Source organism: Dysgonomonas termitidis, from assembly GCF_054657735.1.
Map to the genome: position 1 here is coordinate 2,236,375 of NZ_BAAHYD010000002.1, position 11,375 is coordinate 2,247,749.

The following is an 11,375-nucleotide window of genomic DNA, read 5'->3' on the forward strand; positions in this document are numbered from 1 at the left end:
GTTGTTATTTACTTTTTTTCAATATCCGTTCCTTTTCGGAGACTTTCGGTATCTCTTTTGTTAATGCTTTTTGCCAGTAATCCTTAGCCTTCTCTATTTCTCCTTGCGACAGGTAATAATCCCCCACTATTTCGTACATATGATAATATTCGGGATTAGAGGCTTCGTATTTATTTAATATTCCCGAAGATACGGAACTCTTCTCTTTTGTCTTAGCTTTTATATCTTTTGTCAGTTCCTTATATGTCAGTAGGTTACTGAACATATCGCCATGTATCAACGAATCTTCGGGAATAGTGTATTCCGGGGAATATATCTCTTTCCTGAAATCCGTATCTTCGCCGAATATCTTATTCAGGTCATAAGCCACATATCTACCCATTTGCCAGGGGTGGGTAGACACCCATATTATCCGCTGTTCGGGCTTGAATATGACCGAGTGGTGCGCGATAAACTGGTTGATTGCCATTTCGTTCGTCAGGCCGATATCCTTATTTCCCGATCCTTTTGTGTTGCGGAGGATAGAGGCTGCTTTTGTTACATCTAAAGGTTTGTTTTTATCGAGGAGTTCGGTCAATCGCCGGAAACGGTATTGGCTGTCTGTCGTACGGATATTTTCGAGATTTCGCTCGTCCTTGGCGAATGTTTCGGATTGGAAATGATTGGTACATATAATTTGTTCTCCATCGGTAGTGAATAAACCTATCTTATCAGGCGATTTTTCTATAATGGCCGCTTTCTTGTCTTTCGCTGAACCTATAAGGATGGATTCGGATACAAAAGTCTCTCTCTTTTTCGCAATCTCATACGCTTCCTCAATTGTTGACGCATATTGCAATATCTCCCTTGTAAGGATAGATATTGGCGTTTTAGCGGATGTAGGCATGGACGATTTTGCGGCATTAATTGTTACAGTCAGCCCTTCTTCATTCATTCCTGATAATACGCCGGTCATCCCCGGCCAGGCTACAGATACGAATTTATAACCTTTTTCGGGCGCATAGAACTGCACTTCTTTATTCTTTGCAAAATCATCCCCTGCATAAAAATCGAAATTGCGGCCGATTACCAATGTTGAATCGGCGCTTGCCGTGCCCCATGTAGCAAAGGAACTGCATCCTACGAGCATATAGTCTTGCATGGCATGTCCTAAATCATGTGCAGCGTGGTAGTTTAACTGTCTTTCGTAGGGAGTGCCGATATAACTGAATTCATCGGAGCAGGAGTGGGATATTCCGTAAATTTCGCGTCTGTATTCCTCAGGTATGTTCTTTCCCAGATTACGGTTGTACAGGATGGTAAAGAAGCCGAGGAACCGCAGGTAATTTTCGGATGGGACAAGTACCTTTATCTGGTCTACAAATACTTTTTCCTGATAATATAGCAGGTCTTTCGACATCTCTCCTATAGCGATGCCCCGTTCATAATCGCTGCCGGATACTTTCAGTTCCCACAATCCGCTTTCACTCTTGCGGAGATAATTGTCGCCCCACTGACGGTAATCAGGTTCTTCTGTCAGTTTATAGGCGGGAACTTCTTCCGTTATTTCGGGGACACACATGTCCGCTGAAAAATACATATAGCCGGTAATTCCCCCAAAAGCGAGAATGAATATCAGCAGCACATATAATCCGGTCTTCAGGCCTTTTTTCAGCAATTTATGCATTTCCTACTTTTTTAGCTAAATATTCCTGACCTACAAATTCGGCGCAAGTGAACATGGATGTGAGCGTTACACCTAAAGCTCCGTGCACATTCATATTCTGACCTGTAAAGTAAAGGTTTTTCAGTTTCGTTTTTGTGGAAATAAAACCTAATTCGGGAAACTTACAATCTTTTACTATACCGTATGCCGAGCCGTAAGGCGTTCCCGTATAGTCACGGTAACTTAACGGTGTGGTGCTATATATGCTTTCTATCTTACCGGAGAAATCGAATCCTTTGCCTTTCAGAAACTCGAGGACATTATTTGAATAGGCTTTCTTGAAAGCGATGTAATCATCCCCCCGCTTGCCCACAGTAGTGTTTTCCCATTCTTTCAGTTCCGACATGTACATCGGTGTCAATACGGAGATTACATCCGTATAGTCACTATTGCTGTTGCATTGGAAGCAGAGCAGGGCGTTGTTGATCTTATCTCTGGACGAATCGTCATTATACCATACATTATCAGTTCCATGCACATAATAATTACTGTTGATATAGGGTTGGGAATCCGGCTTCATCACCAGATATGTTGTGAAGACTCCGAATGAATTAGGCAAAGCATTGATGCGTGATATATAAGCGTTTTTTATATAGCGGCTCTTTTCCAGTATCTCCAGTGTGCGTTTGGGGTGGATATTGGAGATAAAATGGTCGGCCTCGAATATTTCTTCATTGTTTACTTCCGCTGCCGTTACCTGATTGTCCGTTACTATCAGGCGGGTAACTTCCTTATTGTTCAATACGGTGCCTCCGTTTGCGCGGATAACGTCTATCAGCCGTTCGGCTATCTGCATCGTTCCGTCTACAAAACGGTATGGACTTTCGATATACGAGTTATTGGTCATCGCATGATGGTAGAAGGTAGAACTATTCTTTATTCCTCCATACAGCATGGATGTAGCGGCTAAAACACTCCTCAGTGTTTCATCCTTAACTGTATCTGCTATCATCTGAGTAGCCGACGCATAAAAATATTTCATGCCGTTTTGTGCTATATTTCCTTTTTTCAGGTTATCCACATCTATGAGCCTGCTCACATCTTTAAGGATAGAGGTATATGCTTTCAGGGTCTCCCGTTCATGGGGAAAAGATTGGGCCAGCGTATCTGCGAAATGGTCGTGGCCAACCGCGTAATTATATACTTTATCTTTATAGAATATGGTGTCGAAAGAATCGGTGTCGAGACGTTTTATGTTCAGCTTATCCATTATACCGAAGTATTTGAAATACTGGTTCATTATCTGTCCCTCATCCAGACTACCGATATAATGAATCCCTGTATCGAATTGATGTCCTTTCCGGATGTATGTTTGCAGGCATCCACCGAATAGCACGTTCTTTTCAAGCACGCATACATTGTATCCCTCTTTGCTCAGAATGGCAGCGCATTCGAGACCGCCCAATCCGCTTCCGGCTATAATGATATCGTATTTACCCATTTGTTTTCTCTTCTTTCTTCTTAAATATAAAAATAGTATTAGACGTATATTTATCGTTTTTGAAGCTCTCTATTGCCATATTACAGCTTTCTGCTATTTCATACAGCTTTTCAGCCGAAGTAAAACAAAGTTCTTCTTTTGTTTTATTAAAACCAAATATACGGGTAGAGAATATCTCCGATAACTTTGTCAGTTTTTGTTTTTGCTTATCCCGGCTATCTCCGTCACGAACGATAATCAACCCGTTGTCACGAAGATTCCATATGCATTTTTTTAATAACGATTCCTGTTTCCGGCTATCCATATAATGTAACATGTCATTCAATACAAACACATCGCTTTCAGGTAGCGGATATTCCAATGCGTCGGCATATACAAATACGGTATTCTCTTTATGTAAATATCCGTACCGGGCGACTCCGGCTTTATCTTCATCATAATCTATGCCTAATACCTGCCTGTCAGGCGATAACATGGCAAGCATATATCCTAAAGTGCCATATCCGCAACCGATATCTGTGATTTGCCCCCTCTCAGGTATCAGTTCATCGAATATTTTATAGCTTTTTTCCATTTTCACCTTTATGCGTACATACCATTCCATCACCGGCCCCTTATAGATGTAATTCTTTACCAGCATATGATAGAAATACGGGTTGATAGCTGTATTATATTCTGTACAAACTCTTATATATTCGGATGCGAAATAAGCCGCCGTGTTTTTTGTCCTTTCTTTATAAGTGTTTCCGAACGAGCGGTCTTCATAAGTAACGCGGGGCAGGATTTTAGTCGCTATTATTCCCCGTTTCAGATAGAATGGCTGTGATTTTGAAATAACCATCCCCGTGCCATATAATATGATGGGGATTATATCCAGTTTCAGTGCCTCAGATAGATAGAACGCACCTTTGTGGAAGCGCTTCAATCTTCCATCGTATGAACGTGTGCCTTCAGGGAATATGACAACGGAGTATCCTTCATCGATACGTTCTTTGATATGCGATACCGAATTTTCATATCCTTCGCCTGTATAAAAATAGCCTGCATACCTGATTACTGCGCCGAAGAACGGAGATCTCCATACCCATTCGTTTGTAACCATTACCATTTTAGGGTGGAGTGTAAGCAACAGGAGTATATCGAGGAAAGACTGATGGTTGGCTATGATAATGGCGGGTTTCTTAAATGTTTCGCCACCGGTATTTACTTTCTTTTTCTTCAGTATAAATCCTGCAAAGCAGATGAACCGGCAGTTGAGCATTATCAGGTAGCAAATGAATTGCCGCTTTTTACTTTTCTTTACAGGAACAAGATACAATAACAAAATCGTTATACGGAGGAATACGCATCCGGCAAAGAATAGCCCGTATATAAAGGCGGTTATCAAAATAGAGGCCAGTGTATATGGCGGCAGCCCTTTTGTTGTCTGTGAAGACATAAAGATGCGGAAGATGACAGGAGGGATAGTATATGAAACCAGAACCACGACTATCATTCCGAGGATAGACATCAATGAAATAGATTGCAGGGCGGGATGCTGTGCGAAAATCAAGGCTCCCATTCCTACAATAATGGTGAAAGCCGAAAAGAAGATGGCTGTTTTATGCCCGTTCAGCGCAGGCTTATTTGTCCGGTATTTATTCTGTAAACCGTCCATAATAAATATACTGAAATCGTCCCCGATACCAAATATGAAAGTGGACAGGATGATATTGATGATATTGAATTCCATCCCGGATATTCCCATGATACCGATAATGATAATCCAGCTGATAAACATTGGGGAGAAACTAATCAGTGTTAATTCGATACGTCCGTAAGATATAAGTAAAGTGATGAAAATGAGGAATGATGAAATGAATAATATCAGATAAAAATCATCATTGATAGCAGATACCCACTTCTTTGTAAAGAAGGAACGGTCTAAAATCACAACTTCATTGCCATTATTGAAGTGTTGATATACTTCTTCCTTATTTTTATCATCGAGCTGCACTTGTGAAATGAGCAGGGTAAGGCCCGGCACATTAGTTTGCCAGTCGTTTAATATCCGGTTTGTCTCTGTAATATCTTTATGCAGGGTAAAGTCAGAATCTATCCATTTGTAGAATGGGGCAAAAGCGTCCTGACGAAAATTAAATGTTGCAGACTCGCTTTTCAGCGTTGTTTTCAAAAATTCTTTCTTTCCGGCAGTCCAGTAATTATTCCATTTTTGTAAACGTTCTTGCCGGATATCTTCGGGGATAAGGAAGTAATCGGCGGAAGCGAAGTTGTTAATCAGGCCTTGTCCTTTTAGTACTGATAATTTTTTATTGGTCGCATTATAGTTTTGTATTGCTTCATCTGTATTTTTACCTACACTTACGAACAGGATATTTTTCTTATCGTTATCTACGATCTCCGCCAATTTCTGTTCGGCTCCTTTCAGATGTTCCGGTTCATAATTCATATGCATCATGTCGGCATCGAAACCCACATTGCGTGAAGTAAATATACAGATGACCGTTAATATTAAGATACCGCCTACAAGCCATTTGTTTTTATCGAAGCGGTAAGCATTGAAGCGCTCTATAAAGCGGAGCAATGCGCTTCTCTTCTGATGAACCCTTCCGTCAAGGAAGTGAGGCAGGTATATGAGGCAGAAGATAATTGTACCTATCAGCGTCATAGATGCAAAAAGTCCGAAGTCTCGTAATAATTCCGAACTGGTGAAAAGTAATCCTAAAAATGCGCCGATTGTTGTAAAACTACCGACAGTGAGAGGGTAGGTGAGTTCCTTTATCAGTTGCGTCACAGACGCGACATGGCTCTGGTGTACGACCATGTGTATGGAATAACTTAGGGCGACACCCATGATTATGGAGCCGGAACCGACGGCGATAGACGAAATACTGCCTTTCAAGAGTGAAATCATAAAGAGGGCGAACAATCCCCCGAATATAGTCGGTGTGATGATCTGGAAGATAGTTCTCTTTTGTCTGAAGGCCAGCAGGATGAAAACAATGATTATAACCAGTGCCAGAGTGATTGTCAGTATGGAGTCTTCTTTTATCTGACGGGCATTATATACACCGACAGAAGGACCTCCGTAGTATTGAGCTTTTACAGAAGGGTAGTCTTTGTTAATAGCGGCTATTTCCTTTTCGATGGCCGAGATAAGTTTATCGTTTTGTCCCGTACTTCCCATACTGTATGTAGGAGTAATGAACAACAGCAACATGGAGCCGTCTTTGGAGAAGATGTATCCGTCTTGTTGCTCGAAATTATTATCCAGTTGGAAGTCCTGTAGGCGTTTCAGTGCATTTCCTCCAAGACTGAGAGGGTCTCTCATAATGTATTCTTTGAGAAAGCCTCCGGCCGGAGACAACAGGTTGGAATAATTTCGGTGCATAACCGATGCGATTTTTTCTTTTGAAAACAAGGAATCTATACGCTGATAATCGCTGTCGCTGAGTAAGATCGGAAGATTGTCATAGACGAAATTCTGCATCTCGGTTTTCAGACTGTCGTCTATGCGGAGGAGTATATTGTTTACATATGTTCCTTGTGTCCGGGCCAACAGGCTATCTGCGAATAAGGTCGCGCTTTCTGTCAATACTGCGGTATCGTTGTCCTGTTCCTTATCCGATGACGAGAACGAGAACATGACAATAATCTTGTCCTTGATACGCAGGTTGTCGAAAACAGTATTCAGGTTTTGTTCGTTTTTGGTATCAGGAAAGAACTGGGTGATATTTTCCTCGAATTTGAGTTGCAGGGCAAAATAACCCATAATGGCTATACTTGCAACCAGCGACAAATAGAGGATTATCTTATGCCGGGTGAAATAATTATATAGATTGACGAAAAAGTTACTCATTTATACTTCTAAATTAAATATCTACTGCCTGTTTCCTTTTTCTGAATATCAGCAGTAAACTTGCCGAAATAATACCTGCCAGGATACTGCAAACCAAAGCGAAAACTATACTGCCGGTCAGATACTGGAACAGGACCGTCTTCATTCTTTCCAATGAAACACCGGTGAAATCGAACGATACAGGGCTATTTGTAAGAACGCAGCCGGTAGCATAGCTCCCATACAAAAGGAACGGCATTACCGGGGGAATACTGATATTGGAAGCAACCAGCGAAATTACTTTGTTCAGTCTCAGAAAATGGGCAAGGAAAACCGTCACAATCATCTGATACCCCCATATGGGAATAATTCCCATGAAGATACCCAACATAATGGATAGTGTCATGGTTCTGTTCGAATCTTTCGACTTTAGTATTTCCTTATCTATAAAAGCGCGGATATTTGCCCATGTCAGTTTCCTTAAAAATTTCAAGGGTAGTATCCACAAGAAGGTGGCTATAACAAGTATTGTATTCAGTATGCTGATGCGTGTAAAATCCCTTAACGGTCGGAAGTGTGATACCCGTTCGTCCTGTGGCGGGTAATATACATTTACAGGGATATTTTTTACATTCACGCCTTTCCATGCCAGAAATACGATCATTTCCAGTTCGAATTCATATTTGGCTGTGCAATACTTCATTTTTCCTATATGATGGAGCGGATAAAGGCGATAGCCGGATTGTGTGTCTTCCAGCTTTATTCCTGTTTCGAGCTGAAACCAGAAGTTCGAGAATTTATTGGCAAATGTATTTTTACCCGGCATATTATTGGCTGTCAGATTTCTTGCCCCCACAAGCATAGAATCGGGATGCATCTCTATTTCATTCACAAACGCAGGTATATCGGCAGGGTAATGCTGTCCGTCGGAGTCTATCGTTATCGCATATCTGAAACCCTGTTCTTTTGCTGCTGATAATCCATTTTTGAGAGCATAGCCTTTTCCTTTATTTTTTGTGTGGGTAATGATCTGAATGCCGGGGATGGATTTCAGTATTCCGGATGTTGTGTCGGTAGAGCCATCGTTGACCACTATAATATGTTTGCTGTATTGTTTTACCCCTTCGATAACGGATAGGAGAGTCCTGTCGTTATTGTATGTAGGGATAATAACAACGATACCGAGATTATTTAATATCTCCTGCCATATTATAGTATCTACGGATTCATTCATTTTCAATCTCTTTCAAAGTTGCTTTTACTTTGATGAATACGGTATCTGTGTTTTGATATTTTCCTTCTGCGGACAGGGAGATACGGTTATCATCTGTATTTTTTAACGAAATATTAAACTCTATCAGGTCGTTGACTACCGGGTCGACCAAAGACAGGAATTTTGAGGAGGCTATGTATGCGTACATGTACTCTTTACCGGATAGTTTTTCAGCGCAGTCTTTTATAATTTGTAATGTGCATACCCCCGGAACTATCGGTTGTCCCGTGAAATGTCCTTCATATATGCGATGCGAAGGATTCAGCTTCACTCTTAAACGATCAGAGGGCTCACCTCTCATTACATCGGTTATTTCGTAAAAATCATTCAATAACATTGTTTTCTCCCATTTTTTCCAGTCCGATAGTTAATCGTAACCAGAAGTGCTTTATTTGTATTTTCTCAGGAACGTTCTCTGTCTCAGGCGTGACGTAAATCACCCCCTTGGATATACCTCCTCCTGTTACAAATTTAGTATATTCTTTTGTTTTTTCTACTTTTTTAACGTTCCTGTCAGGTAAAAATAACAGTCTGAAATCAGTTTCAAAGATTTTCAGTACGCGGTCTTTCCGCATAGGCTCTATGCAACTATAAACATTCCAGTTTTCACCTTTTATTCCGAAATCGAACAGACTAAGCCCGAACATGGTAGATGCGACAATGCGTATTTCACCATCTTCCATTGTTTTTGCGATAAGCATACCGTTAAAATGTTTGCCTCCGAAATCCAGCGTCATATTATACTTCTGCGCTTTATTCCCAACGGATATAATAGGAGCAGGCCCTGTTTTCAGCGGATATGTATTCTTAGAACAGGAGACGAAAGTAAGGCATACCAACAAGAGACTAATTAACTGAAAACTTCTTGTCATCTGTCAGTGTATTAAACTTTTTGTTCTGAAACAGGTAATCGGTATAATCGGTGGCATTCTCGGATATACGCAATTTGGATACCGACATGTCTTTTTTGTCCATATAAATATCGAAGCCTGAGATATATGCCTGTACAGATTTATTGGTTGGTTTTATTTTTATCAGATAGGAGTTGCTATCTTCAAAGTATTCCATGTTATAACCTGATATTTGCGAAATATTGCCCGACATACACGCGGCGAGCATACTTCTCATTTCGCTCATGACTTTATTCGATTTCAGGTTCACAACATTTTTTTTACCATCCGAAACTATCTTTAGTTTATCAGCATTTATAACAATCAGGTATTTTGTCGGGGAACTATAATCGAGGCTTATTTTATCATTGTGCCTGTAATAGAATTTACCTTTCGAAGTTATATCTTCATTAAACAGGTCGAGATGCTTTATTTGAGTAAAATCACTTTCTATACTTTTTATAGATACAGCCTCCCGGAGAACCCGTTCATTAAAGGCTTTCACATCTTTCATCTTTTTCATCTGCGCGTTTATCTGCGGTATACAAATGAAAATAAGTAAATAACAAATATATATGCGTTTCATTTCGTTGTTTTAGGTATATCAAATAATTTATCTACTCTCTCTATGGTGTAATCGTTTTCTTTCAGAAGATCGAGCACTTTTCGTAACAGGCTGTCACTCTGCGGCAAGGGATCGTGTAAGAGAATGACCGCTCCCGGCTTTAGTCCTCGCTTTATTCGCTTCAATACCGTGTTTTCTTTCTTACATGTATCTAAAGAGCGGATACTCCAGCCAATAGTCAGATAACCCATTGTCCTGACCACCTTTGCTATGGTCGGATTGGTGATTCCGAAAGGCGGACGAAACAATATCGTTCTTTCTCCTGTTACCTCCTCAATAGCCTTTTCACAATCGCTTAGCTCCATTCTCATTCGTTGCGACGCATACAAAGGAAACGAAAAAAAGTGATTAAAAGTATGATTACCGATTAAATGGCCTTCCTCTTTCATCCTTGACAGGATACTCTCATTGCCTTTAATCTTGCTGCCGATACAAAAAAAAGTAGCTTTGATATCATATTCTTTCAGAATATCAAGCACCTTGGGCGTCTGCTCTTTGTCGGGCCCGTCGTCAAATGTGAGCGCTACGACTTTTCCTCTCTTTTCATTCCGGCATAATGCTTTTAAGTATATTCCCGACCGGATGCTGTAAGAGGCATAGATGAGGAATATAAGCAGTATAGCGGCTATGGATGAAATGAAAATCAGCATTTTCTCAATAATATCAATGAATGATTTATATTGTAATAATGATTGTAGATAAGCAGGTATCGTATATCACCGGATTCTTTTAATAGATTTAATCCTTTCCACATACCGAAAGCCGAAGCGGTCGGGTATTCCCCGCAAATATCTTTGAATGTCGAGTATGAGGTGGATGGGAATAATTGCTCCACAACATTATATACCAGGTCATCGGTCGTATTTCCGTTTCTGCCTGTAATAAGATGTTGTATATCTGCTGGCTTCAGATTGTTTTCTGTCAAAAATATTTTTATCTTTTGCAATATTTCCTCCGAAGACAGCTCTCCTGTGAATGTCCTGACAGCTGCGAGTTCGGCAACAGTATGTAATTCCTTTTCAGCCGCTAATGTAAAAAACTGGGAGCCTTCGCCCAATGTAATATTATCGAGCATACCCAGCCTTTTCAAGATAGTATGTCCGGCCGGTAACACTTCATCGGCAGCGCCGACCAGTACCAGATTGTCACCTTCCCATATCCTCATCATGCCGTCGATCAGGGCGCTTTCGAAGCTGAGGCCACGGTGCACATAGGTATTGTTATAAGAATGGCTGCCTGTAATCAGGGCGATCTGAGCGCCTATGACATTGAATGTAGATTGTATAAAAGCCGAAGGATTCAGCAGTTGCTCCTCATTTTCTATGAGATTATCCAGAAATTTTTCTGTATCGGTCAGGCATCCAAGTCCGGTGGCTGTAATAATGGCATCTATATTTTTGTTTCCACTTTGTTCCAGACAAATCAATCCGCACGCAACACCCATCCTTACAATGTGGCTCATACGGCGGCGCATATTCGCGTTGGTTATGATGTGCTTGTAATCAGGCTCCACCGCATGCAGCATCCCGCTTTCTCCGGTAATACCATCGGGGTGGATAGATGCGAATGAGTTTATATAACAAGGTCTTTTCATAACTAAGAG

At 40.8% G+C, this 11,375-nt stretch carries 9 protein-coding genes; all 9 read right to left on the reverse strand.

From position 1 onward, the window contains the following. Positions 1-4 precede the first annotated feature (4 nt). The 9 genes from ACYQ3L_RS13410 to ACYQ3L_RS13450 are packed head-to-tail and all read right to left on the reverse strand — an operon-like array spanning position 5 to position 11,366. Positions 5-1,666 carry a C45 family autoproteolytic acyltransferase/hydrolase gene (locus ACYQ3L_RS13410; protein ID WP_379999361.1) on the reverse strand — a complete coding sequence of 554 codons (1,662 nt, stop codon included), beginning with the start codon at positions 1,664-1,666 and terminating at the stop codon, positions 5-7. Beyond that, complete coding sequence (locus ACYQ3L_RS13415; protein WP_379999363.1) at positions 1,659-3,146, reverse strand: phytoene desaturase family protein; 1,488 nt, start codon at positions 3,144-3,146, stop codon at positions 1,659-1,661. Before ACYQ3L_RS13415 ends, ACYQ3L_RS13410 begins: the two co-directional genes overlap by 8 nt. Next, positions 3,139-7,005, reverse strand: a complete 3,867-nt coding sequence (locus tag ACYQ3L_RS13420) for a 1-acyl-sn-glycerol-3-phosphate acyltransferase (RefSeq protein ID WP_379999365.1) — start codon at positions 7,003-7,005, stop codon at positions 3,139-3,141. The genes ACYQ3L_RS13415 and ACYQ3L_RS13420 overlap by 8 nt, the downstream gene beginning before the upstream one ends. Positions 7,006-7,018: 13 nt before the next feature. After that, positions 7,019-8,218, reverse strand: a complete 1,200-nt coding sequence (locus tag ACYQ3L_RS13425) for a DUF2062 domain-containing protein (protein WP_379999367.1) — start codon at positions 8,216-8,218, stop codon at positions 7,019-7,021. After that, a complete protein-coding gene (locus ACYQ3L_RS13430; protein WP_379999369.1) occupies positions 8,211-8,594 on the reverse strand; it encodes an ApeI family dehydratase in 384 nt (127 codons plus the stop codon). The genes ACYQ3L_RS13425 and ACYQ3L_RS13430 overlap by 8 nt, the downstream gene beginning before the upstream one ends. Continuing rightward, positions 8,581-9,129, reverse strand: a complete 549-nt coding sequence (lolB2, locus tag ACYQ3L_RS13435) for a flexirubin biosynthesis protein LolB2 (protein WP_379999372.1) — start codon at positions 9,127-9,129, stop codon at positions 8,581-8,583. Before lolB2 ends, ACYQ3L_RS13430 begins: the two co-directional genes overlap by 14 nt. Then, the gene (lolA2, locus tag ACYQ3L_RS13440; RefSeq protein WP_379999374.1) at positions 9,104-9,733 is read right to left on the reverse strand and encodes a flexirubin biosynthesis/transport protein LolA2; all 630 of its coding nucleotides are present in this window, start codon (positions 9,731-9,733) and stop codon (positions 9,104-9,106) included. The genes lolB2 and lolA2 overlap by 26 nt, the downstream gene beginning before the upstream one ends. Further along, on the reverse strand, positions 9,730-10,422 hold the full coding sequence (locus tag ACYQ3L_RS13445; protein ID WP_379999376.1) for a polysaccharide deacetylase family protein: 693 nt from the start codon (positions 10,420-10,422) through the stop codon (positions 9,730-9,732). The genes lolA2 and ACYQ3L_RS13445 overlap by 4 nt, the downstream gene beginning before the upstream one ends. Continuing rightward, a complete protein-coding gene (locus ACYQ3L_RS13450; protein ID WP_379999378.1) occupies positions 10,416-11,366 on the reverse strand; it encodes a beta-ketoacyl synthase chain length factor in 951 nt (316 codons plus the stop codon). The genes ACYQ3L_RS13445 and ACYQ3L_RS13450 overlap by 7 nt, the downstream gene beginning before the upstream one ends. Between the last annotated feature and the right edge of the window lie 9 nt (positions 11,367-11,375).